We start from the raw sequence: 22,949 nt of genomic DNA on the forward strand, positions 1-22,949 counted from the left end.
GATCGGTTCGTGCTATCGCCAGCCGGGCAAGCCCTGGGCGAGTCGGTAGTAGGCCTGGTTCCAGCGCAGGCGGTCCCCGAAGTCCGCCGTCGTGGTCGCCCCGTCGATCACCACGAGTTCGGTGTGCGCCATGTGCGCGAAGTCCCGCAGCGTCTCCGCGCCGACGGCCTGGGTCAGCACCGTGTGGTGCGGCCCGCCCGCCGTGAGCCACGACTCGGCCGAGGTGGACAGCGCGGGGGCGGGCTTCCAGACCGCGCGCGCCACGGGCAGGTTCGGCAGCGGCTCGTCCGGCGGCACGACCTCGATCTCGTTGGCCACCAGGCGGAACCGGTCGCCGAGGTCGGACAGCCCGATCACCACGCCCTGGCCCGCCGTGGCGTCGAACACCAGCCGGACCGGGTCCTCCCTGCCGCCGATGCCCAGCGGGTGGATCTCGCACGACGGCCGCTGGGCCGCGATGCTCGGGCACACCTCCAGCATGTGCGCGCCGAGGATCTTCGGCTCGCCGGGCCCGAAGTGGTAGGTGTAGTCCTCCATGAACGACGTGCCGCGCCCGGTGCCCGTGCCCATCGCCTTCACCGCGGCCAGCAGCGCGGAGGTCTTCCAGTCGCCCTCGCCGCCGAAGCCGTAGCCGTCGGCCATCAGCCGCTGCACGGCCAGGCCCGGCAACTGCCGGAGACCGCCGAGGTCCTCGAAGTTCGTGGTGAACGCGCCGAACCCGCCCTCGGTGAGGAACTGCCGCATCCCCAGCTCGATCCGGGCGGCGTAGCGCAGCGACTCGTGCCGCTCGGCGCCCCTGGCCAGTTCCGGCGCCAGGTCGTAGGCGTCGGCGTACTCCGCCACCAGCACGGAGATCGCGTCGTCGGCGACGGCGTCGACCACGGCCACCAGGTCGTTGACGCCGTAGGTGTTCACCGAGACGCCGAACCTCAACTCGGCCTCGACCTTGTCGCCCTCGGTCACGGCGACGTCCCGCATGTTGTCGCCGAACCGGGCCAGCTTGAGGTTCCGCAGGTGGCTGTGGCCGGTCGCGGCCCGCGCCCAGCCGTCGATCCTGGTCGCCAGCGCCGGGTCGGACGCGTGCCCGGCCACGGTCTTGCGCGCGACCCCGAGGCGGGTCTGGATGAACCCGAACTCGCGGTCGCCGTGCGCGGCCTGGTTGAGGTTCATGAAGTCCATGTCGATGGACTGCCACGGCAGCGCCGAGTTGAGCTGGGTGTGCAGGTGCAGCAGGGGCTTGCGCAGCACGTCCAGCCCGGTGATCCACATCTTGGCCGGCGAGAACGTGTGCATCCAGGCGACCACGCCGACGCACGACGGGTCGGCGTTGGCCGCGAGCATGACGGCGCGGATCGCGGTGGAGTCGGTCAGCACCGGCTTCCACACGATCTCCGCGGAGATCCGGCCGGACGCGGTGAGCGTGCGCTGGATCTGCTGCGACTGGCTCGCCACCTGCTCCAGCGTCTCGGGTCCGTACAGGTGCTGGCTGCCGGTGAGGAACCACAGCTGGGGCTTGGCGGCGGTCGACATGGCTGGCTCTCCTCGTGGTTCCACGGGCTCAGGCCTGCCCGTAGACGTTCTGGTAGCGGACGTGCAGGCGGTCGATGTCGTCCTGGCCGATGTCGCCCGGCTTGCCGAGCTGGTGCGCGATGTGGACGGTGCGGGCGACGTCCTCGACCATCACGGCGGCCTTCACCGCGGAGCGGGCGTCCGGGCCGACCGTGAACGGGCCGTGGTTGCGCATCAGCACGGCAGGGGACCTGCTGTCCCGCAACGTGTCCACGATGCCGCGGCCGATGGAGTCGTCGCCGATCATGGCGAACGGGCCGACCGGGACGTCACCGCCGAACTCGTCGGCCATCATCGTCAGCACGCACGGGATCGGCTCGCCGCGCGCGGCCCACGCCGTGGCGTAGGGCGAGTGCGTGTGCACGACGCCGCCGACCTCGGGCATGTGCCGGTACACGTACCCGTGCGCCGCCGTGTCCGACGAGGGGGCCAGGTCGCCCTCCACCAGTTCGCCGTGCAGGTCCGTGACGACCATCGTGGCGGCGGTCAGCTCGTCGTAGGACACGCCCGACGGCTTGATCACCATCAGGTCCTCCCCCGGCACCCTCGCCGACACGTTGCCCGCGGTCCACATCACCAGCCCGTACCTGGTGAGCTCCCCGTGCAGCTCGGCGACGGTGCGTCGCAGGTCCGCGATCACCTGTCCCAACGACATCAGCTCTTCCCCTCGGTCGCGGCGCGCTTGCGCGCCTTCAGCCGGTGCATCACGTCGTTCCCGCCGCGACCGAAGTGGTCGTGCAGCTCGACGTAGTCGGCGTAGAGCGCCTGGTAGGCCTCGACGTTCGCCGGAACCGGCTGGTAGACGCCCCGGCGGACGGACCCCATGGCGGCGGCGGCCGCGCGGATGTCGGGGTAGGCGCCCGCGGCCACCGCGGCGTGGATGGCCGACCCGAGGGCGGGCCCCTGCTCGGAGCCGATCACCGACAGCGGCAGGCCGGTCACGTCGGCGTAGATCTGCATCAGCAGCTCGTTGCGCAGCAGACCGCCCGCGACGATCAGCTCGGTGACGGGGACGCCGGACGCGACGAAGGCGTCCACGATGGTCCTGGTGCCGAAGGCGGTCGCCTCGAACAGCGCCCGGTAGGTGTCCTCGGCGCGGGTGGCGAGCGTCTGGCCGACGACCAGGCCGCTCAGCTCGTGGTCGACCAGCACCGAGCGGTTGCCGCTGTGCCAGTCGAGCACGACCAGCCCGTGCTCGCCGATCTCCTGCTCCGCGGCCAGTTCCGTGAGCAGGTCGTGCACGGAGATGCCGCGCTCGGCCGCGCGCCGCTGGTAGTCGGCGGGCACGTTGTGCTCGACGAACCAGCCGAAGATGTCGCCGACGCCGGACTGGCCCGCCTCGTAGCCCCAGAGGCCGGGGATGATCCCGCCGTCCACGACGCCGCACATCCCCGGCACCTCGCGGAGGTCTGCGCCGGACAGGACGTGGCAGGTGGAGGTGCCCATGATCGCGACCATCTGGCCGGGCTCGACGGCGTTCGCGGCGGGCGCGGTGACGTGGGCGTCGACGTTGCCGACCGCGACCGCGATGCCCTCGGGGAGCCCGGTCCACGCGGCGGCCTCGGCGGACAGCCCGCCCGCGCGGTCGCCGAGCGCGCCGATCTCGTGGTCCAGCTTGTCGGTGACGAACCGCTCGAAGCCGGGGTGCAGCTCGCGCAGGAAGTCCTGGCTCGGGTAGGTGCCGTCCTGGCGGATCCCCTTGTAGCCCGCGGTGCACGCGTTGCGCACGTAGGTGCCGGTGAGCTGCCAGATGATCCAGTCGGCGGCCTCGACCCAGTGCTCGGTCGCGGCGTAGACCTCGGGGGCCTCCTCCAGCAGTTGCAGGCCCTTGGCGAACTCCCACTCCGAGGAGATCAGCCCGCCGTAGCGCGGCAGCCACGGCTCCTCGCGCTTGCGCGCCAGCTCGTTGATCCGGTCGGCCTGGCCCTGCGCGGCGTGGTGCTTCCACAGCTTGACGTAGGCGTGGGGCTGCTCGGCGAACTCGGGCAGCTCGCACAGCGGCGTGCCGTCGGCCGTGGTCGGCACCATCGTGCACGCGGTGAAGTCCGTGCCGACGCCGATGACGTGCCTCGGGTCGGCGCCCGCCGCCGCGAGGGCCGAGGGAATGGCCTCGCGCAGCACGTCGACGTAGTCGGACGGGACCTGGAGCGCCCACTCCGGCGGCAGCGCCCGTCCGGTGGCGGGCAGCACGCGGTCGACGACGCCGTGCCGGTACTCGTGCACCGCGCTGCCGAGTTCGGCGCCGTCGCGGACGCGCACCACGACGGCGCGGCCGGACAGCGTGCCGAAGTCGACTCCGACCACGAGTGCGTCCTGGGGATCGATCACCATGGTGAGACACCTTCGTCCGACAGCTTGTCCGCCGAAGTGTTATCGCTAACATTCCTGCCGTCAACAGAACGGCGCAACGTTTCGGTAACTCGACGGACACCTTGCCCGTGAAGGAGATCCGGTCAGCGCGAGATCGTGATGAGCGTTCTCAACGCTGTCCAGGACCGGCGACGCTGTCGCGCACCACCAGCTCGGGCGCGATCGTGTGCCGCGTGGACGTCGACGAGCCGGACTCGATCTGCCCGAGCAGCATCCCCAGCGTCGTCCTGGCCACGGCCTCGAAGTCCGGCCTGATCGTGGTCAGCGGCGGGATGAAGTAGGCGGCCTCGGGGACGTCGTCGAACCCGACGACGCTCACGTCCTCCGGGACCCGCCTGCCGCGCTCGCTCATCGCGCGCAGGATGCCGAGCGCCAGGTGGTCGTTCGCCGCGAACACCGCCGTCACGTCCGGCATCCGCGCGAGCATCTGCCCCGCCCGGTACCCCGACGCGGCGGTCCAGTCGGCCGCCATGACCGGGGGGATCTCCGCGCCGGCCTCGGTGAGGGCCGCCCGCCACCCCTCGATCCGCCCGATCGCGTCGAACCAGTCCGACGGACCCGACACGTGCCACACCGTCGAGTGGCCCGCCGCCAGGAGGAACTTCGTCGCCTCCCGCGCGCCCGCGGCCTGGTCCACCGTGACCAGCGCCGCGGGCCGGGCCGGGTCGCCGTCGATGGTGACCAGCGGCACGTCCGCGGGCAGGTGGTCGAGGGCCTCGTTGGCCGACGCGACCGGCGCTATCACCACGATCCCCGCCACCCGCTGGTCGAGGTGCTGCTCCACCGCGCGCCCGATCGAGTGCCGGTCCAGCACGCTGACGTTGCCCACGCTGACGGTGAACCCCGCCTCGGCCGCGGCGTTCTCGAACGCCACCAGCAGCGACGCGGGCCCGTAGAGCGTCGAGTTCTGCGCCACCACGCCCAGCACCTGCGAACGGCCCGTGACCAGGGCTTTCGCTGCCCTGTTCGGGCGGTAGCCGAGCTCGGAGATCGCCGCCCGCACCCGGTTGCGCGTCTGCTCCCGCACGTTCGGATGCCCGTTGAGCACCCTCGACACGGTCTGGTGCGACACGCCCGCCAGGCGTGCCACGTCCGTCATCGCAGGCTCCCGCGTCACCTTGTCCACCGGCACATGTTATCGATCACATCGCCGAACTGCGGTAATGACGCCCGGACGGCCCGATCCGGACCGCGTTCCACCCAGGGCGGAATGGCGGGGGACGAGGTCGGTGTTGGTCGTGGGGGGATCTTCAGCCCACCCGGACGTTGGGAGCACGAACGCATGACGGCACCGCTCACCCGGAAGCAGTTGGGCCTCCGCTCGGACCGCGGTCCCGTCCTGCTGGCGGTGATGCTGACCACCGGGCTGGTCGCGCTCGACAGCACGATCATCGCGACCGCCGTGCCGTCCATCGTGGAGGACGTCGGCGGGTTCTCGCAGTTCCCGTGGCTGTTCTCGATCTACCTGCTGACCCAGGCCGTGACCGTGCCGCTGTACGGGAAGTTCGCCGACATCTACGGCCGCAAGCCGGTGATGTTCTTCGGCATCGGCGTGTTCCTGCTGGGCTCGGTGCTGTCCGGCGCGGCGTGGAGCATGCCGGTGCTGATCGCGGCCCGCGCCGTCCAGGGCATCGGCGCGGGTGCCGTGCAGCCGATGAGCATCACGATGCTCGGCGACCTCTACACCGTGGAGGAGCGGGCGAAGGTCCAGGGCTACGTGACCAGCGTGTGGGCCGTGGCGTCGCTGATCGGGCCCGCGCTGGGCGGGGTGTTCTCCGACTACCTGTCGTGGCGGTGGATCTTCTTCGTCAACGTGCCGCTCGGCGCGGTCGCGGTGGTGTTCCTGGCGCTGCGGTTCAAGGAGAACGTGGTCAAGCAGGTGCACAGGGTCGACTACCTCGGTGCCGCGCTGCTCACCACCGGCCTCCCGCTGGTGCTGCTCGGGCTGCTGGAGGGCGGCGTGGCGTGGGCGTGGGGGTCGTGGCAGAGCCTGCTGGTGTTCGGCGTCGGCGGCGTGGTGCTGGTGGTGTTCGTGCTGGTGGAACGCCGGGTCGCCGAGCCGATCCTGCCGATGTGGGTGTTCGGCCACCGCACGCTGAACGGCGGCAACCTGACGGCGCTGATCGTGGGCGCGCTGCTGATGGGGCTGACGTCGTACCTGCCGACGTTCGTGGAGGGGGTGCTCGGCACGGGGGCGCTGGTCGCGGGGTTCGCGCTGGCCGCGCTGACGTTCGGGTGGCCCATCTCCGCGGCGATGGCCGGGCGGGTCTACATGCGGATCGGGTTCCGGGACACGTCGCTGATCGGCAGCGTGTTCGTGATCGCGGGCGCGGTGGTGATCGCCCTGCTGTCCGGCGGGTCGGCCGTCTGGGAGGCCGCGGCGGGGGCGTTCGTGATGGGCGTGGGCCTCGGGCTGGTGTCCAGCCCGACCGTCATCGCCGTCCAGTCGACCGTGGGCTGGGAGCGCCGGGGCGTGGTGACCGCCACGAACATGTTCAGCCGCTCGCTGGGCAGCGCCGTGGGGGTGGCCGTGTTCGGCGCCATCGCCAACTCGACCCTGGCCGACCGGCTCGCCCAGCCGCCCGCCGACGTGGCGGCCGACCTCCCGCCGAGCGTGGACGCCACCACGGTCGTGCTGGGCGGCCACGCCGACCCGTCGTCACCCGTGGTGGTGTTCGTGCGGAGCGCGTTGGCCGACGCGACCCACAACGTCTTCCTCGCCCTGCTGGTGATCGCCGCGTGCAGCGCGCTCACCGTTCTGCTGATGCCCCGCCGGACGAAGGAAATCGAATTCGTCTGACGTTCTCGGCCGCGTCGACGGAATTTAAACGACGTGATCAGGGAAGGCGCGCCCACGTTTTCGGGGAATTCAGCCGAGGTTGTCCGCGGTTTCGCCGAGCGGGTCGTTCTCGGAGGTGAACAACGTCCACAGCAGAACGGCGACGACCAGACCACCGATCACGAAAACGGGGAACACGAGGTCGAACACGTCGGTGCCGACCGGCGCGGGGATCGTCGAATCCGCCTCCACGGTGACGGCGGCCATACCGGTGAAGTGCATCCCGGTCACGGCGACGCCCATGACGAGCCCCGCGGCGACGCGGGCGGCGGCCGTCTTCACGACCAGGGTGAACCAGAGGGCGGTCGTGGCGGCGGCGACCGCGATGCCGCACGACAGCGCCACGAGGGCCGTGCTGTAGGACAGCTCGCCCTGGAACCGGATCGCCGACATGCCCATGTAGTGCATCCCCGCCACGCCGAGACCGGCCAGGACGCCCGCGCCGACGAGGCGCACCGGGGTGACCCGCAGGAAGGTCACGATGGACAGCCCGACTCCCACCACACCCACCGCGATCAGCGCGGACAGGGCCGTGAGCGGGGCGGAGTACTTGACGGAGCCGCTGGTGACGTCGAAGCCGAGCATGGCGATGAAGTGCATCAGCCAGATGGCGACGCCGCCGATGGCGAGCGCCCCGAAGACGGTCCACAGCACCTTGGACTTGCGCTCGACCTCGTTCCTGGCCCTCGACATGCACGACAGGCCGATCAACGACCCGATCACCGAGATGGCGTACGCCAGCACCGGGGTCCAGAGACCCGACGAGAAATGCTGCATCGAATCGTGGTTCACGAGCACACCGGTCCTTGGGTGGGATGCGGACTGAGGGTCATCACCTGCGCGCGCGGCGTGGGGAACCCGATCGGCCGACACCCGGCAGCAGGGCTCAATTCGTAACCCGGTATCCCACGATCCACCAGCGCGAAAGAGACCCCGTAATCCATTCGAGATAATGCGTCGAATCTCGGCTACATACCGTAGCCGAGGAGGCACCTAGCGACGAGCCATCGCCTGCGGAGGCGGATTTATTACGCACCCCTAGAACCACTCTGAGTAGACCTGGCCGAACCGGATGCCGTGACGGCGTTCTTACCATCCATCAGCTTCCCGAATGGCGCGCGGCAGCGGAGGGTGCCCGACCGGTCACCCACGGCGAATGGCGAGGAAACCGGGGGCGAGCAATTCGTGATTTGAATTCACCTTTTGGTCCGCGCGTCGAACCGCCGCCGAAAACCCCTAGTCGGAACGTGGTTGACGTGGACACCCGACCCCGTGAACCGCGTGAACCTCCCGGCGGGAAAACCGCCGACGGTGAATACACGATCAGGGTGGTGCCTCATCCCCGTGTGGCGAGGAGGTCAGGACATAAGGGACACTGTCCCAGTTCGCGGAGGGGAGTACTCCCAGCGCGGCGGTGCCGTCAGCACGGAGTTCCCCTTGGCTCCCGGTTCCGCCGGTCGGCGTCAGCCGGCGGAGGAGACCTCCGGTCACAGGCGCGCGCGCCGAGAGCCGGAGGGTCGATTCCTCATGTCTGTACCACTGTGGTTGTGGCTCGCGACAGTCGTGGGCCTGCTGGGTCTGCTCGTCGTGGACCTCGTGCTCGTGGCCCGCAGGCCGCACGAGGTGTCGTTCGGCGAAGCGGGTCGCTGGGTGACGTTCTACGTCACCCTCGCGATCCTGTTCGGGTTGGGCATCTGGTACTTCTCGGGCGGTGTCTACGCGGGTGAGTTCTTCGCCGGCTACATCACCGAGTACTCGCTCAGCATCGACAACCTGTTCATCTTCTTGATCATCATGAACACCTTCAAGGTGCCCAAGGTGCACCAGGGCAGGGTGCTGCTCGTCGGCATCCTGATCGCGCTGGTGATGCGCGGCATCTTCATCGCGGTCGGCGCGGCGGTCATCGCGCAGTTCAGCTGGGTCTTCTACATCTTCGGCGCGTTCCTGATCTACACCGGCTACAAGCTGGCCAGGACCAAGCACGACGAGGACGAGGAGTACAAGGAGAACGCGCTGCTCCGGTTCGTCCGCAAGGTCTACCCCGTGTCGGACCGCTACCACGACGCCAAGTCGTTCATCAAGATCGACGGCAAGCGCTTCGTGACCCCGATGTTCATCGTCATGCTCGCGATCGGCACGACCGACCTGCTGTTCGCGCTCGACTCGATCCCGGCGATCTTCGGCCTCACCAAGGAGCCGTTCCTCGTCTTCACGGCCAACGCCTTCGCCCTGATGGGCCTGCGGCAGCTGTACTTCCTGCTCGGCGGTCTGCTGAACAAGCTCGTGTACCTGTCGATCGGCCTCTCGCTGATCCTCGCGTTCATCGGCGTGAAGCTGGTCCTGGAGGCGCTGCACACCAACACGCTGCCGTTCCTCAACGGCGGTGAGCCGCTGGCGGTGCCGACGATCGGCATCGAGGTGTCCCTGCCGGTGATCATCGGCGTCCTGCTGGTCACCACGGTCGCCAGCCTCGTCAAGTCCAAGCGCGACGAGGCCGCCGCCAAGTAGCCTGCCCCGTTCGACGACGGCCCGCCGGGTTCCCGGCGGGCCGTCGTCGCGGCTCGGGCACCATGGCCGCATGGCGGACCTGATCGACGTGCACGCGCACTTCCTGACCGAGCGGTACGTCGCCGAGGCCTCCCGGTCCGGGCACGCGCTGCCGGACGGGATGCCCGCGTGGCCGACGTGGAGCGCGGAGCGGCACCTGCGGCTGATGGACGACAACGGCATCGCGAAGGCCGTGCTGTCGGTGTCCTCACCCGGCGTGCACCTCGGCGACGACACCGCGGCGGCGGAGCTGGCCCGGCACGTCAACGACAGCGCTGCCGAGGTCGCCGCGCGGTTCCCCGGCCGGTTCGGGAGCTTCGCCGCGCTGCCGCTGCCCGACGTCGGGGCGGCGCTGGCGGAACTGGCCCGTGCGCTGGACGAGCTGGGGGCCGACGGCGTCGCCCTGGAGTCCAACGTGGAGGGCCGCTACCTCGGCGACCCGCTGTTCACGCCGCTGCTGGAGGAGCTGGACCGCCGGGGGGCCGTCGCGTTCGTCCACCCCACGTCGCCGCGCGGCTGGGAGGCCGTGTCACCGGACCGGCCCCGGCCGATGCTGGAGTTCCCGTTCGACACCACCAGGACCGTGGCGGACCTGCTGTTCAGCGGGGCGCTGGAGCGGTTCCCCGGCATCGGGTTCGTCATCCCGCACTGCGGTGGCACGCTGGCGCTGCTCGCCGACCGGATCGAGCTGTTCCGCACGACCTTCACCTCCGGCGGGGGCGCGCCGACCCGCGACCAGCTCCGCGGTCTGTGGTTCGACCTGGCGGGCACCCCGTTCCCGGCCCAGGTCCCCGCGCTGGCGAGCGTGGTCGGCACCGGGAAGCTGCTGTACGGCAGCGACTTCTGCTTCACGCCGCCGGAGGCCGTCGCCCGGCAGCTGGCCTCGATCGACGGCGCTCCGGGAGCGGACTGGCGCGAGCTGACCACCCGGAACGCGGAGCGCCTGCTGGGCCGCTGACGCCCCGTCGCCGTCGCGGCGCCGGTGACGGGGTCACCGCTCAGCAGCGCAGGCGCGCGGTGAGCAGGTGGGGGTCGACGCCGGTGAACCCGATGTCGTCGATCAGGCCCAGTCCGGCGCGCTGGCCCCGCTGGGCAGCGTCACCGCCGGGGACTCGACCGTCCGGGTCCCCGAGCGGTCACCCGTCGAGCAGTCAGCGCACGCCTTCCCACACCGCGCGTTCCTTGCCGTCGGCCTCGACCGTGGTCGTCCACTCCGGACCGATCCGGCGCACGGCGGGGTGCTCCGCCGTGTAGCGGGGCCAGCCGGGATCGCCGTCGCGGGCGAAGCGGACCCACGCCGCGTGCACGCTCGCGGCGAGCGCGGTGGTCTCGGCGTTCGGCGTGACGCCGAGCAGGCCGAAGTCGACGCGGTCCAGCACGTCGAACACGAACGGCAGCTCGATCCCGTGGCACGCACCGAGCCTGCCGTCGAACGCGGGCGAGCGCCAGGTGAACTCGTACCGCCACGTCCCGGCGACGTGCGGCGCGTGCGCGTCGGCCAGCCGGGCGGTGGGGACGGCGAACATGAAGTCCGTGCCGATGGCGGCCAGCAGCTCACCGGGGGTGTCGCCGCGGCCCGCGGCCCGGTACGCGTCCACGACGCGGTCGGGTTCGGGGTGCAGGCGGGCGACGGAGAACGCCAGCACCTCGGGCGTGACCTCGGGCAGGGCCGCGCCGAGGCCGACGAGGTAGAGGTTCATCTCGTCGGAGTTGTTGCCCACCAGCACGTCCACGCCCGCCGCGGCCCCCGCCGCCACGACGTCCACGGGCTGGTCGTGGAACAGGTCGCCGTCCAGCACCGGGCCGATCGGCGACAACCCCATCAGCGGGTCGCGCACCCCGTCCACGGTCAGGTCCGGGCGCCCCGTCGCCACGCGGGTGAGCGCGTCGACCAGCGCGGCGTCGTCGGCCTCGGTGACCGGCCCGCCGAGCGCCTCCTCGACCGCGCGGGTGGTCACGGCGGCCTGCGCCGGCGTGAGCAGGTGCGATCCGCCGCCGCTCTGGCTGATCGCCCGGCGCACCAGCCCCGACGGCAGGACGGCCAGCAGGTCGCACACGCTGAGCGCACCCGCCGACTCGCCGAACACCGTCACGTCGCCGGGGTCGCCGCCGAAGGCGGAGGCGTTGTCCCGCACCCATTCCAGCGCCGCGATCTGGTCGCGCAGACCGCGGTTCTCCGGGAACCCCGGCACGGAGCCGAACCCGAGCACGCCGAGCCGGTAGTTCACCGTCACCAGCACCACGCCGTCCCGCGCGAACGCGGTGCCGTCGTACCCGGCGGTGCTCGCCGCTCCCCCGGTGAACGAGCCGCCGTGCACGAACACCATCACCGGCAGCCCGGCCGCGGTCGGGTCCGGCGTCCACACGTTGGCCGTGAGGTAGTCCTCGCCGGGCACCCAGCCCGGTCCGACGATGCCCTCCAGGTCCACACCGGGGATGCGCGTGCTCCCCTGCGGTGCCGTGGGTCCGAACGTCCGCGCGTCGCGTTCTCCGGACAGGACGACGGGTTCCGGCAGGCCGAACCGCTCGGCGCGCGCGTAGGGGATGTCCTTGAACGAGAACACCCCGTCGGCGTGCGTCCCGCGCAGGGTGGCGTCGCCGAGGCGCACCAGTGGTTCCGTGGTCATGCCGTCTCCTGTCCGAACACCTTGCCGGGGTTGAGGATGTGGTGCGGGTCGAGCGCGTCGCGCACGGCGCGGTGCAGCGCGAGCACGGCCGGGTCGAGTTCGCGCCGGAGCCCGTCGCGCTTGAGCAGGCCGACGCCGTGCTCGCCGGTGACGGTGCCGCCGAGGTCCAGGGCCTCGGCGATGATGTCGGCGAACGCGGCCTGCGCGCGGGCCCTGCCGTCGTCGTCGCCGGTCCTGGTGAGCAGCAGCGGGTGCAGGTTGCCGTCGCCCGCGTGGGCGATGTTGGCGATCTTCGTGTCGTGCCGGACGCCGATGGCCTGGATGCGGCCCAGCATCTCGGCGACCCGGCCGACGGGGACGCAGACGTCCTCGGTCAGCACCGGCCCGAGCCGTTCCAGCGCCGGGTAGGCGAGGCGGCGGGCGTCGAACAGCGCGTCGGCCTCCTGCTGGGTGGTGGACCGGGCGCTCCAGGTCGCGCCCGCCGCGTCGAAGCACGCCAGGAGCGCGTCCGCCTCGGCGTCGCCCGCCGCACCGGGAGCGTCGGTGCGGCCCAGCAGCACGGTGTCCGCGTCCGCGGAGAGGCCCATGTTCTTCCACTCGTCCACGGCGGCGAGGCAGGTCCGGTCGACCAGTTCCAGCGCGGACGGCGTGAGCCCGGCGGCCGCGATCCGCTCCACGGCGAGGCCCGCCGCGACGACGGACGGGAAGTACCCCGCGACGGTGTGCTCGGGCGCCCGGCTCGGCCGCAGCCGCACGGTGACCTCGGTGATGACGCCGAGCGTCCCCTCGGAGCCGACCAGCAGCGACGTGAGGTCGTAGCCCGCGACGCCCTTGGCGGTGCGGCGGCCGAGCCGCACCAGCTCGCCGGTGCCGGTCACGACCTGGAGGCCCAGCACGTAGTCGCCGGTGACGCCGTACTTCACGCAGCACACGCCGCCCGCGTTGGTGGCGACGTTGCCGCCGATGGTCGACCACGGCGAGCTGGCCGGGTCCGGCGGGTACCAGAGGCCCCGCTCGGCGCAGGCCGCGCGCAGGTCGTCGTTGACCACACCGGGTTCGACGACGGCGAGCTTCTCCAGGGGGTCGATCTCCCTGATCGTCCGCATCCCGTCGAGGGTGATCACCACGCAGCCCGCGGTCGCGTTGGCGCCGCCGGAGAGCCCGGTGCCCGCGCCGCGCGCGACGACCGGGATCCCGTGCTCGACGCAGTACCGCACGACGACCTGGACCTCCTCGGCCGTGCGCGGCCGGACGACGAACGCGGGCGGCTCCCACGGCGCCCACTCCGCCTCGTCGTGGCTGTAGGAGCGCAGCACGTCGGGGTCGCGGAGCACCCGACCCGGCGGGAGCAGCGCGCTCACGTCGTCCATCCGCCCACCTCCACTGGTGTCCCACCCCCGACGCTAACCACGGCACCGACGAGCGACAATGTGCGGACCCTCCATCAACGGGTCGTTGTGGTGGAGACCCTCTCCACTCGAAGGAGTCGCGGTGACCTCGTGGCTGGACCTGCTGCTCGCCGACGCGTCCCCGGACGCGCTGGCCCGCCACCACGACGAGCTGCGCGCGGCAGGTGGTGGCGCGGCCGTCGACCGCGACGCGCACTCCGCGCTGCGCCTGCGCTCCCTGCTGGACCAGCGGCGGCAGCGCGCGACCGAGCTGGCCGCGCTGAACGACACCGCCCACCGCCTCGCGAGCCTGGACGACCCGGAGGACCTGGTCCGGGAGGTCGTCGGGCAGGCGAGACGGCTGCTCGGCGTCGACCTGACCTACCTCGCGCTGGTCGAGGACGACCACCTGCGCATCGACGTCGCCGACGGCGCGCTCACCCCGCACCTGCTGGGCCTGCGCATCCCGCTCGACACCGGTGTCGCCGCCGCCGTGGTGGCGCGCGCCGAACCGGTGTGGACGCCCGACTACCGCACCGACCCCGACATCAGCCACGACGCCGCCGCGGACCGGGCGGCGACCGCGGAGAACATGCGCGGCCTGCTCGGCGTGCCGCTCGGGGTGCGCGGCCGGGTGCTCGGCGCGCTGCTCGCGTGCAAGCGGCAGGAGCGCGGCTTCGGCGAGGACGAGATCGCGCTGCTGTCGGCGCTGGCCGCGCACGCGGCCGTGGCGATCGACAACGCGCGGTCGGCGCAGGAGTCGCGCGCGACCGTGCACCGGCTCGAACGGACGCTGCACTGGGACCGGCGGCTCACCCGCGTCGTGCTCGACGGCGGCGGGGTGGACGACCTGCTCGGCGAGGTGGCCGCGTCGGCGACCGACGAGGTCGTGTTCGTCCACGCGGGCGAGCGGCCTCCCGTGCACCCCGACGTGCTGGGGCCGGTGCTCGACTCCCTGGACGGCGCGAGCACGGCCACCCTCGTCGGGGACCTGCTGGTCCAGCCGGTGATCGCGGGCCGCCGCGTGCTGGGCGCGCTGGTGCTGGCGGGGCCGGGCGCGGACGACCGGCTGCTGCTGGAGCGCGCCGCTCCCCCGCTCGCGCTGGTCCTGGTGGGGCAGGAGGCCGTCGAGCGCGCCGCCCGGCTGACCCGCGACGCCCACCTGCTCGACCTGCTGTCCCGGCCCGTCGTCGACGCCGCGCGGCAGCTGCGGGGCGCCGGGCTCGACCCGGCGCGGACGTACAGCGTGCTCGTGGCGCGACCGAGCACGCCCGCGGCCCGGTCCCGGCTCGTCGCGGTGCTGCCGGAGGGGTCGAGCGTGGCCACCGAGGGCGGACGGCTGCTCGCGGCCGTGCCCGTGGACGACCCGGAGGCGCTCGCCGGGAGCTGGGACGACTCGGCCGGGCTCACGGCGGGGGTCGCGGGACCGGCGTCCGGCGCTGGTGACCTGGTCCGCTGCCGCCAGCGGGCCGAGCTGGCGCTGGACGCGCTGGTCGCCCTCGACCGCACCGGACGGCTGACCTCGGCCGAAGGCCTCGGCGTGTACCAGGTGCTGCTCAGCGGGCAGGGGCGGCAGAACGTGCGGGGCATGGTCGAGCGCGAGTTCGGCGCCGTGCTGGCGGAGGAGCGGCACCGCGCGGTGCCGCTGCTGCGCACCCTGCACGCCTTCCTGGACCACGGGAAGCGCCCGGCCGCCGCGGCGGCGGAACTCGGCGTTCACGTGAACACGCTCTACCAGCGGCTCGCGGTGGTCGACCGGCTGCTCGGCCCGAGCTGGCGCGAGCCGGACCGGGCGCTGGACCTGCACCTGCTGCTGCGGCTGCACCGCGCACTGCCGCGGCTGTCGTCGTGACTCAGAAGTGCGTCACCGGGCGGTCCAGCCGCACGCCGTCCAGCACGACGTCGACCTTCTCGCCGTAGAACGCGACCAGGCCCGCGACGGGCAGCACGTCCGCGGTGGGGAACGCGTAGCTCCACGCCAGGTCCGGGTGCGCGCCGCGGGGCGTGGTGATCGACCAGTAGTCGGACGTCGTCCCCTTGTACGGGCACGAGGTCACCGTGTCCGTGCGCGTCAGCGCGGAGAAGTCCACGTCGGTGCGGCTCAGGTAGTACCGGGTCGGCAGGCCGGTCTCGAACAGCAGCACCGGCGACGACGACTCGGCCACCACCACGCCGTCCAGCTCGATCCGCACCGACCGCGACGAGCGCAGCGCGTCCACCCGCACGTACGGGCTGCGCGCGTGCACGAAGACCTGCTCGTCCTCCTCGAACCACCGGTCCACCGCGGTCCAGTCGAACCACACCGAGTCGTGGAAGTCCGGGTAGCGCAGGGCGCTCGACCGCCGGTGCACCCCGCCGACCCGCACGCCGTGGACGTGCGCGACGCCCCGGCTGGTGGCGCGGGTGGTGTGCTCGTCGAGGAGGAGGTCCGCGCGGACGTCGGCGCGGGGGAAGTAGAACCGCGGGTAGTACGGGTGCTCCCAGACGTAGAGGGCGCGGGTGGAGTCGACCACGACCTCGTCGGCCAGCACACCCCGGACGCGCCGCGGCACGGGCTGGACGTGGTCGACCGGCACGATCGACGCGGGGAAGTCCGTCATGGTGTCCTGTCGTCAGTTCTGGTACCGCTCGCGGTAGGCGGTCGGCGAGAACCCCAGTCTGCCCGTGAACACCCGCCGCAGCGTCTCGTCGCTGCCGAACCCGCTGCGCGCCGCCGCCACGGCCGCGGTGTGGCCCCTGCGCAGCAGCTCCCGCACCAGGTCGAGCCGCACCAGCTCCACGTACCGGGCCGGGGTCGTGCCGATCTCGTCGTGGAACAGCCGCGACAGCTGGCGCGGGCTCACGGCCGCCGTGGCCGCCATGACCGGGACGGAGTGGTTCGCGGCGGGGTCGGCGGCGACCGCGTCCAGCACCGCGCGCAGCGGGCTCCGGCGCGACACCTGGCCGCGCGACCGCACGGCGAACTGCGAGTGGCGGTCCGGCCGCCGCAGGAACACGACCATCGCCCGCGCGACCTCGGCGGCCACCTCCGCGCCGTGGTCGTCCTGCACCAGCGCGAGCGCCAGGTCGATGCCGGAGCTGAGGCCCGCCGCCGTCACGAGGTCGCCGTCGCGCACGCAGAGGTCGTCCGGTCGGAGCAGCACCCTCGGGTAGCGCCGCGCGAACAGGTCGACCTGCCGCCAGTGGGTGGTCGCCTCCCTGCCGTCGAGCAGGCCGAGCTCGGCCAGCAGGAACGAGCCCGTGCACACCGACGTGACCCGGTCGGCGCCCACGGCCAGCAGGCTGGCCGCGTCCAGGAGCCGCGGGTCGAGGTGCACGTCGACCGCGCCGTCCGCGCCGGGGACCAGCAGCGTGCCACCCGGCTGGGAGTACCGCGCGGCGCCCGCGACGACCACCCTCACGCCGGAGGACGAGCGGACGTGCGCGCCGTCCGCCGACACCACCTGCACGTGGTAGTCGGCGCCGAACCGGTTGGCGTGGCAGAAGACGTCCGCCGGGCCGGCGATGTCGATCGTCGTCACGCCGTCGAACGCGAGGATCGTCACCAGCATCCCCCCATCGTGGCAGCATTCCGGAGGCCGGTGTCAGGCAGTTTTCGTTCCAGGGCACCAATTCCCGGCCACCGGGGCCGCGTCCGTTCAGGCGAAGGCGACCACGTAGGTGAGCACCACCCCGAGCAGGTAGAGCGGGTAGCCGACGCGCGCCGCCCTGGTCAGCCTCCGCTCGGCGACCGCGCGCCGGGTCGACGCCAGCCTCTTGCGCAGCATCGCGATCAGCACGCAGGTCGCGGCGAGCAGGATGAACGCGTAGTAGCCCCACTCCAGCGCCACCGTGTAGCTGACCGACGGGAGCTGCGAGGTGACGTTGTTGAGCAGCACGGCGGTGCTCAGGATCGCCGTGACGCCCATCGACACGGGCGCGCCGCCGTCGGACGCGGAGAAGAACAGCGACAGGTAGGTCACGCAGATCAGCAGCACCAGCGGCAGCAGGTTCTTGACGAGGAACGGCGCCGTGTCCCGGGCGATCTCCACCTCGCCCGCGTACTGGCTGTAGTAGATGCCCGACCCGGCGCCCGCGCTGTCGCCGAGCGCGTCGCTGCTGCCGACCGTGCGCTGGAAGAACCGCGCCGAGGCCGCGACCCAGTTGGGGATCTGGTTGATGTCCTCGTTCGCGTCGGTGCCGCTGCGCAGGAAGGTGCTCGGCGGCTGGTCGAGGATCTCCCGGTCCGTCGCGTACACGACCTGGTCGGCGGTCCGGGTCCGGTTCTGGAGCACGACGACGAGCCGCTGGTGGTCGAACGGGAACCCGCGGAACTCGAACCCGGTCTTGAAGCGCTCCCCCACGCGGTAGAGCCGGTAGGTGGAGCCGTTCTCGGTCACGTCCCGCAGCGGCTGGCCGAGCTTGAGGTCGGGCTTGACCGCGTTGACGAACTGCACGTCGGAGGCCCCGTGGTCGCCGGTGTACTTGAGCCACAGGAAGAAGTCGACGAAGTACGTGCCGTCCCTGGTGTCCAGGTCGCGCACCTCGTTGAGGTTGATGCCCGTCGCCACGACCTGGCGGCGGCTCAGGTACCGGTCGCCGATCGCGATGACCGATCCGCCGGCCAGCCCCTGGCGCAGGGCCTCGTCCGACGGCGGGTCGTAGATCGTCAGCTGCACCGGGGTGGACGCGAACCGCTCCCCGTCGCTGGTCACCACGGACACCGGCATCTGCGCGGACCCGGTCGGCGAGAAGTACAGCGGCCCGAGCAGCGCGGGGAACGAGTTCTTCCGGTCCTTGAGCGCCGCCCACCCGTCGCGCACCCGCTGCCGGTCGGCCGCGCGCCGCTCGGGCGTGAGGCCCATGCCTCCCAGGCCCATGACGTGCAGGCCGACGTTGAGCGCCTGCCGGGCCGTCGCGGCGTGCCACAGCGGTTCCTCGCCGTACCGCCGCCCGTACTCCTGGGCCCACGTCAGCGCCTGCCCGGACAGCGAGTCGTTCGCGAGCGGCGTGCCCGCGTACAGGTTCGCCGTCAGCAGGCCCGGTCGGCCCAGGTCGCGCTCGGCCGCGGTCAGCGCGTCGTGGAACGCCTGCGTGCCGAGGGAGGCGACGCCCAGCACCGGCGCCGTGACGCCGCCCGTCCTGAGCCGCCGGAGCACGTCGACACCGCGGTCGGGGTCGGTCGCCAGCACGATCGGCGCGAACGGGTCCAGCGCCGCCGGGTCCACCGCGGACCCGTCGAGCGGTGTCGTCGCCACCACCTCGCCGAACCGCCCGAACGACTCGGCGAACGCCTCCCGAACGGACGTCCCCGCCTCGTCGGGGTCGTGCACGACCTGGGCCCGCGTCGCCCCGAGCACGTCGGCGGCGTAGGCGGCCAGGAAGTCCGACTGGGTGCGGTTGCCGAACATGCTGCGGAAGTACCAGTCGCTGCCGTCGGTGATGCGCGACGACCCGGCCGACGGCGTGATCGCCGGGATGCGGGCCCGCTGGTAGATCGGCGCGGCGGCCAGGGCGGTGTCGCTGCTTCCGTGCCCCACCACGTACATCGCCCGGTCCTCGCGGACGATCTCCTCGGCGATCTCCCGAGCTCGGTCCACCCGGTCCTCGTCGTCGTGGACCAGCAGCTCCACCGGGTGCCCGTCGACACCGCCCGCCGCGTTCACCTCGTCCAGGCGCATCCTCAGCCCGCGCTCCATCGCGACCGAACCGGGTTTCGCCATCCCCGCGACCAGGGCGACGAACACCGGTTCCCCGCTCGGGTGGCCCGACGCCGAGTACACCCCGACGACCGACAGCAGCACGGCCGCCACCACCGCGAGCGCGACCCACGAGCCCCGCCGACGCGGCGGGGCGTCCGCCTTCGGCCGAGGGGGCTCCACCAGCTCCTCGACCTCGCGCGGCGGCCTGGCCGCCACGCCGTCCAGCGCCCGCAGCGCCCGGCCCGTGAGCGGGTCGGCCTCGATCGCGAACGCCCGGTCCAGGCAGAACCGCCGTTCCGCGGGCTCGTCGACCACCTCGGCCAGCCACCGCCACGCGGGCTCGTAGTCCGCCTCCTTCGCCAGGGCCCGGCCGAGCAGCTCACGGGCGGCGGCCGGGTCCGAGTCACGGGCCGCCACCGCCCGGTGGGTGAGCGCTACCGGTGTGTCGGTGGTGTCGGACACGGGTGGGGACCTCCGCTGCTCGGTCGCTGGACGCGACGGAGGTTAGGCAGCACCACCGTTCCCCGATCGAGGATCCTTCGACCGGGGAACGGCCCCCGTTCGGGTCACCACTCAGCCGTGGAACCGCTCCCACGCCGACTGCCGGGTCATGCCGAGCGCATCGCCGATCCGCACCCACGTGACACCGCGCTCCCGCAGGTCCAGCACGCGTTCCCGCAGGCCCGCCTCCACCTGCGCCGAGGTGGCCGCGATGCGCGGCAGGCCCGCCAGCAGCTCCTCGTCGGTCATGCCTGCCCACTCCGGCACGCGTGACTCCGACGGACCGTCCGCACCGAGGATGTCCACGCACAGGGCCACGCACTCGTCGCAGATGTAGACGCCGGGCCCCGAGATGACCTTCCGCACGTCGGCGGCGGCCTTGTGGCAGAACGAGCACATTCGAACCTCCTTTGTCAGGCGCAACCTGACACACGGTTGACGATAGCGTGACCTCCGTGGCCGTCAACCCCCTCGACCCGACCGGACTCGACCAGGCAGCGGCGGAGTTCGACGACCAGCGCTCCCGCCTGTTCGGCATCGCGTACCGGATGCTCGGCAGCGCGGCGGAGGCCGAGGACGTCGTCCAGGAGACCTGGCTGCGCTGGCAGACCACCGATCGCGAGGTGGTCAGGAGCATCCCGGCGTTCCTCACCACGGTCACGACCAGGCTCGCGATCAACTCGGCCCAGTCCGCCCGCTCGCGGCACGAGACCTACGTCGGCCCGTGGCTGCCCGAACCGGTCGACACCAGCGCCGATCCCGCGCTGGGCGCCGAACGCGGCGAGGCGCTGGAGATGGCGATCCTCCTGCTGCTGGAGAAGCTGACGCCGACCGAGCGGGCGGCGTACGTGCTGCGGGAGGCGTTCGACTACCCGTACGCGCAGATCGCGGAGATCGTCGCGACGTCGGAGGCGAACGTCCGGCAGCTCGTGAGCCGCGCCCGCAAGCACGTCGCCGACGGGCGGCGCGCGCCGGTCGACCGGACCGAGCAGCGGCGGCTGCTCGACGCCTTCCTGGTCGCCGCCCGAACGGGCGATCTCCTCGCGCTGGAGGACCTGCTCGCGGCGGACGTCGTCAGCTACTCCGACGGCGGCGGAGTCGTGCGCGCCTCGAAGATCCCGGTCGTCGGCCGCACGCACGTCTCGCGGTTCGTCGCCGCGTTCGCCGGGCACTTCTGGGCGGACACGACGACCACCTGGGTCGAGGCGAACGGCGGGGCGTCCGTCGTGGTCGCCCGCGAGGGCGTCGCGTTCGCCGTCATCACGGTCACCGCGTCGGAGGAGGGCATCGACCAGGTGCTGTGGGCGATGAACCCGGCGAAGATCGCGGCCATCTCCTCCGCCTGAGCTGTCACAGGGCCGGGGGCCGTCCGGTCATGACTGGTGACCGGACAGCGGCAACGTGAGAGGTGCACCATGAAGATCGTGGTTATCGGCGGCAGCGGGCTCATCGGTTCCAAGCTCGTGGCGAAGCTCGGCGAGCACGGCCACGAGGCCGTTCCCGCGTCGCCCGCCTCCGGGGTGAACACCATCACCGGCGAAGGCGTGGCCGAGGTCCTCACCGGCGCGGACGTCGTCGTGGACGTGTCGAACTCCCCGTCGTTCGCCGACGCGGACGTGCTGGCGTTCTTCGAGACGGCGACCACCAACCTCCTGACCGCGGCGGCGGACGCGGGTGTCGGCCACTACGTCGCGCTCTCGGTGGTCGGCGCGGACCGCCTGCCCGACAGCGGCTACCTGCGGGCGAAGGTCGCGCAGGAGCAGCTCATCACCAAGTCGGGCCTGCCCTACTCGATCGTGCGGGCGACCCAGTTCCACGAGTTCGCCAAGTCCATCAGCGAGGCCGCGACCGTGGACGGCGTCGTCCACGCGCCGTCGGCGCTGATGCAGCCCATCGCCGCCGAGGACGTGGCGGCGACCGTCGGCCGCGTCACCGTCGGCGCGCCCGTCAACGGCGTCGTCGAGGTCGGCGGTCCCGAGCTGATCGGCATGGACGACCTCATCCGCCGGAGCCTGGCCGCGCGCGGCGACTCGCGCGCGGTCGTCACCGACCCGCACGCCCGCTACTTCGGCACCGAGCTGGAGGAGCGCAGCCTGGTGACCGGCGAGGGCGGCCTCAAGGCCGAGACCACCTTCGCGGAGTGGCTGGCGGCGCAGGAGAAGTAGCCGTCGGAGCGGCGGCCCCGGCCGGGGCCGCCGCGACGCTCACCACAGTCACGTTGATGCTTCAACCTTCGAGGCGTAGGTTCGGTCGTGGACCATCACCGGCGCGGCGGAGGAAGCATGGAAATCGGGATCTACAGCTTCGCGGATCGGCACCCCGACCCGCTGACCGGCGAGCAGGTCTCGGTGTCCCAGGCGCTGAAGAACACCGTGGAGCGCATCAGGCTCGCCGACGAGCTGGGCCTCGGCTTCTACGGGCTGGGCGAGCACCACCTCGACGACTACGCGATCTCCAACCCCGGCACGGTGCTCGCCGCCGCGGCGAGCGTGACCGAGCGGATCACGTTGAGCAGCGCGGTGACCGTGCTGAGCACCGAGGACCCGGTCCGGGTGTACCAGCAGTTCACGACGCTCGACCAGCTCAGCGGCGGGCGGGCCGAGCTGCTGGCCGGGCGCGGGTCGTTCACCGAGTCGTTCCCGCTGTTCGGCGCGGACCTCGGCGACTACGACGAGCTGTACGAGGAGAAGCTGGCCCTGCTGCTGCGGATCGACCGCGAGGACCCGATCACGTGGTCCGGCCGGTTCCGCGCGCCGCTGGAGAACGCGCGCATCCTGCCCCGCCCGTACGGCGAGCGGCTGCGCATCTCCGTCGGCACCGGCGGCAACCCGGAGTCGTCGGCCCGCGCGGGCGTGCTCGGGCTGCCGATCGTGTACGCGGTCATCGGCGGCGAACCGGAGCGCTTCGCGCCGCTGGTCGACCTCTACCGCCGCGCGGGCGAAGCCGGCGAGCACGCGCCCGAGGACATGCACGTGACGATGAGCGCCATCGGGCTCGTGGCGAAGAACTCCCAGGACGCCAAGGAGTCCTTCTACCCGTACTGGCTGGAGACGATGAAGTACGGCGCGAGGGCACGGGGCTGGGCCGTGCCGACCCGCGGCGAGTACGACGAGTACACCCGCGGCGCCCGCGCGCTCTTCGCGGGCAGCCCGGAGGAGGTCGCCGAACGGATGATCTCCGTCGGACGGCTCGTCGGGGCCGACCGGTACGCGATGCAGATGGACTGGGCGGGCGTGCCGCACGCCACCGTGATGACGGCGATCGAACTGCTGGGGACCGAGGTGCTCCCGGTGGTGCGCCAGGAACTCGGCGCCTAGCGCGGGAGACCGCGTCTCCGAGGCCGAGTGGGCCAGGAACGTCCCCGACGAGCCGTACCGGAACCCCTGCTAGCCCAGCAGGGCCGCCGCGGCGGCGCGGGCGTGCTCGG

Annotated in this window: 18 protein-coding genes; 7 read left to right on the forward strand and 11 right to left on the reverse strand. The window is 72.3% G+C overall.

Annotated elements, in window-relative coordinates; all coding sequences use genetic code 11:
- Positions 1–12 precede the first annotated feature (12 nt).
- From araA to AC156L_RS38705, 4 genes are all read right to left on the reverse strand, one after another.
- Entirely contained in the window at positions 13–1,530 is a 1,518-nt protein-coding gene (araA, locus tag AC156L_RS38690) for an L-arabinose isomerase (RefSeq protein ID WP_330875196.1), read from the reverse strand.
- A gap of 28 nt (positions 1,531–1,558) precedes the next feature.
- Positions 1,559–2,224, reverse strand: coding sequence for an L-ribulose-5-phosphate 4-epimerase (locus AC156L_RS38695; RefSeq protein WP_330875197.1), 666 nt, complete (start codon positions 2,222–2,224; stop codon positions 1,559–1,561).
- Positions 2,224–3,900 (reverse strand): ribulokinase, encoded by a 1,677-nt coding sequence (gene araB, locus AC156L_RS38700; protein ID WP_330875198.1) that lies wholly within the window; start codon positions 3,898–3,900, stop codon positions 2,224–2,226. The genes AC156L_RS38695 and araB overlap by 1 nt, the downstream gene beginning before the upstream one ends.
- 148 nt (positions 3,901–4,048) lie before the next feature.
- The gene (locus AC156L_RS38705) at positions 4,049–5,038 is read right to left on the reverse strand and encodes a LacI family DNA-binding transcriptional regulator (RefSeq protein ID WP_330875199.1); all 990 of its coding nucleotides are present in this window, start codon (positions 5,036–5,038) and stop codon (positions 4,049–4,051) included.
- A gap of 183 nt (positions 5,039–5,221) precedes the next feature.
- Here AC156L_RS38705 and AC156L_RS38710 point away from each other — a divergent pair, with 183 nt between their 5' ends.
- On the forward strand, positions 5,222–6,739 hold the full coding sequence (locus tag AC156L_RS38710) for an MDR family MFS transporter (RefSeq protein WP_330875200.1): 1,518 nt from the start codon (positions 5,222–5,224) through the stop codon (positions 6,737–6,739).
- A gap of 69 nt (positions 6,740–6,808) precedes the next feature.
- Here AC156L_RS38710 and AC156L_RS38715 read toward each other — a convergent pair whose 3' ends face one another.
- Positions 6,809–7,555: an MHYT domain-containing protein gene (locus AC156L_RS38715; protein WP_330875201.1), complete on the reverse strand. Its 747-nt coding sequence runs from the start codon at positions 7,553–7,555 to the stop codon at positions 6,809–6,811.
- 750 nt (positions 7,556–8,305) lie between these two features.
- Here AC156L_RS38715 and AC156L_RS38720 point away from each other — a divergent pair.
- Together AC156L_RS38720 and AC156L_RS38725 are read left to right on the forward strand one after the other, a co-directional pair.
- Positions 8,306–9,286, forward strand: a complete 981-nt coding sequence (locus tag AC156L_RS38720; RefSeq protein WP_330875202.1) for a TerC family protein — start codon at positions 8,306–8,308, stop codon at positions 9,284–9,286.
- A 70-nt stretch (positions 9,287–9,356) separates the two neighbouring features.
- Positions 9,357–10,283 (forward strand): amidohydrolase family protein, encoded by a 927-nt coding sequence (locus tag AC156L_RS38725; protein ID WP_330875203.1) that lies wholly within the window; start codon positions 9,357–9,359, stop codon positions 10,281–10,283.
- Positions 10,284–10,476: 193 nt separating this feature from the next.
- On the opposite strand, the gene AC156L_RS38730 is transcribed toward AC156L_RS38725, so the two are convergent.
- Positions 10,477–11,952 carry a carboxylesterase/lipase family protein gene (locus AC156L_RS38730; protein ID WP_330875204.1) on the reverse strand — a complete coding sequence of 492 codons (1,476 nt, stop codon included), beginning with the start codon at positions 11,950–11,952 and terminating at the stop codon, positions 10,477–10,479.
- The gene (locus AC156L_RS38735) at positions 11,949–13,322 is read right to left on the reverse strand and encodes an FAD-binding oxidoreductase (RefSeq protein WP_330875205.1); all 1,374 of its coding nucleotides are present in this window, start codon (positions 13,320–13,322) and stop codon (positions 11,949–11,951) included. The genes AC156L_RS38730 and AC156L_RS38735 overlap by 4 nt, the downstream gene beginning before the upstream one ends.
- 121 nt (positions 13,323–13,443) lie before the next feature.
- On the opposite strand from AC156L_RS38735, the gene AC156L_RS38740 reads away from it, so the two are divergent.
- Positions 13,444–15,192, forward strand: coding sequence for a helix-turn-helix domain-containing protein (locus AC156L_RS38740; protein ID WP_330875206.1), 1,749 nt, complete (start codon positions 13,444–13,446; stop codon positions 15,190–15,192).
- A gap of 1 nt (position 15,193) precedes the next feature.
- Here the strand turns inward: AC156L_RS38740 and AC156L_RS38745 are convergent, their stop codons facing one another.
- The 4 genes from AC156L_RS38745 to AC156L_RS38760 form a co-directional block, all read right to left on the reverse strand.
- Positions 15,194–15,940 carry a DUF427 domain-containing protein gene (locus tag AC156L_RS38745; RefSeq protein ID WP_330875207.1) on the reverse strand — a complete coding sequence of 249 codons (747 nt, stop codon included), beginning with the start codon at positions 15,938–15,940 and terminating at the stop codon, positions 15,194–15,196.
- A gap of 12 nt (positions 15,941–15,952) precedes the next feature.
- Positions 15,953–16,891, reverse strand: a complete 939-nt coding sequence (locus tag AC156L_RS38750) for a GlxA family transcriptional regulator (RefSeq protein ID WP_330875208.1) — start codon at positions 16,889–16,891, stop codon at positions 15,953–15,955.
- An 87-nt stretch (positions 16,892–16,978) separates the two neighbouring features.
- Positions 16,979–19,483, reverse strand: a complete 2,505-nt coding sequence (locus tag AC156L_RS38755; RefSeq protein ID WP_330875209.1) for an ABC transporter substrate-binding protein — start codon at positions 19,481–19,483, stop codon at positions 16,979–16,981.
- A 111-nt stretch (positions 19,484–19,594) separates the two neighbouring features.
- Entirely contained in the window at positions 19,595–19,921 is a 327-nt protein-coding gene (locus AC156L_RS38760; RefSeq protein ID WP_330875210.1) for a ClpX C4-type zinc finger protein, read from the reverse strand.
- A gap of 56 nt (positions 19,922–19,977) precedes the next feature.
- Here AC156L_RS38760 and AC156L_RS38765 point away from each other — a divergent pair, with 56 nt between their 5' ends.
- The 3 genes from AC156L_RS38765 to AC156L_RS38775 all read left to right on the forward strand — a co-directional run bounded on the left by AC156L_RS38765 (position 19,978) and on the right by AC156L_RS38775 (position 22,839).
- Positions 19,978–20,868 (forward strand): RNA polymerase sigma-70 factor, encoded by an 891-nt coding sequence (locus AC156L_RS38765; RefSeq protein WP_330875211.1) that lies wholly within the window; start codon positions 19,978–19,980, stop codon positions 20,866–20,868.
- A 69-nt stretch (positions 20,869–20,937) separates the two neighbouring features.
- On the forward strand, positions 20,938–21,687 hold the full coding sequence (locus AC156L_RS38770) for an SDR family oxidoreductase (RefSeq protein ID WP_330875212.1): 750 nt from the start codon (positions 20,938–20,940) through the stop codon (positions 21,685–21,687).
- A gap of 117 nt (positions 21,688–21,804) precedes the next feature.
- A complete protein-coding gene (locus tag AC156L_RS38775) occupies positions 21,805–22,839 on the forward strand; it encodes an LLM class flavin-dependent oxidoreductase (RefSeq protein WP_330875213.1) in 1,035 nt (344 codons plus the stop codon).
- Positions 22,840–22,949 lie beyond the last annotated feature (110 nt).

The sequence above is a fragment of the Umezawaea sp. genome (assembly GCF_057122925.1).

Bases quoted from the DNA above. Each gene is read 5' to 3' on its own strand.
- araA (WP_330875196.1), bottom strand. From the start codon at position 1,530: ATGTCGACCGCCGCCAAGCCCCAGCTGTGGTTCCTCACCGGCAGCCAG.
- AC156L_RS38715 (WP_330875201.1), bottom strand. From the start codon at position 7,555: ATGCAGCATTTCTCGTCGGGTCTCTGGACCCCGGTGCTGGCGTACGCC.
- AC156L_RS38725 (WP_330875203.1), top strand. From the start codon at position 9,357: ATGGCGGACCTGATCGACGTGCACGCGCACTTCCTGACCGAGCGGTAC.
- AC156L_RS38775 (WP_330875213.1), top strand. From the start codon at position 21,805: ATGGAAATCGGGATCTACAGCTTCGCGGATCGGCACCCCGACCCGCTG.
- AC156L_RS38745 (WP_330875207.1), bottom strand. From the start codon at position 15,940: ATGACGGACTTCCCCGCGTCGATCGTGCCGGTCGACCACGTCCAGCCC.
- AC156L_RS38730 (WP_330875204.1), bottom strand. From the start codon at position 11,952: ATGACCACGGAACCACTGGTGCGCCTCGGCGACGCCACCCTGCGCGGG.
- AC156L_RS38705 (WP_330875199.1), bottom strand. From the start codon at position 5,038: ATGACGGACGTGGCACGCCTGGCGGGCGTGTCGCACCAGACCGTGTCG.
- AC156L_RS38720 (WP_330875202.1), top strand. From the start codon at position 8,306: ATGTCTGTACCACTGTGGTTGTGGCTCGCGACAGTCGTGGGCCTGCTG.
- AC156L_RS38750 (WP_330875208.1), bottom strand. From the start codon at position 16,891: ATGCTGGTGACGATCCTCGCGTTCGACGGCGTGACGACGATCGACATC.
- AC156L_RS38760 (WP_330875210.1), bottom strand. From the start codon at position 19,921: ATGTGCTCGTTCTGCCACAAGGCCGCCGCCGACGTGCGGAAGGTCATC.
- AC156L_RS38710 (WP_330875200.1), top strand. From the start codon at position 5,222: ATGACGGCACCGCTCACCCGGAAGCAGTTGGGCCTCCGCTCGGACCGC.
- araB (WP_330875198.1), bottom strand. From the start codon at position 3,900: ATGGTGATCGATCCCCAGGACGCACTCGTGGTCGGAGTCGACTTCGGC.
- AC156L_RS38770 (WP_330875212.1), top strand. From the start codon at position 20,938: ATGAAGATCGTGGTTATCGGCGGCAGCGGGCTCATCGGTTCCAAGCTC.
- AC156L_RS38695 (WP_330875197.1), bottom strand. From the start codon at position 2,224: ATGTCGTTGGGACAGGTGATCGCGGACCTGCGACGCACCGTCGCCGAG.
- AC156L_RS38735 (WP_330875205.1), bottom strand. From the start codon at position 13,322: ATGGACGACGTGAGCGCGCTGCTCCCGCCGGGTCGGGTGCTCCGCGAC.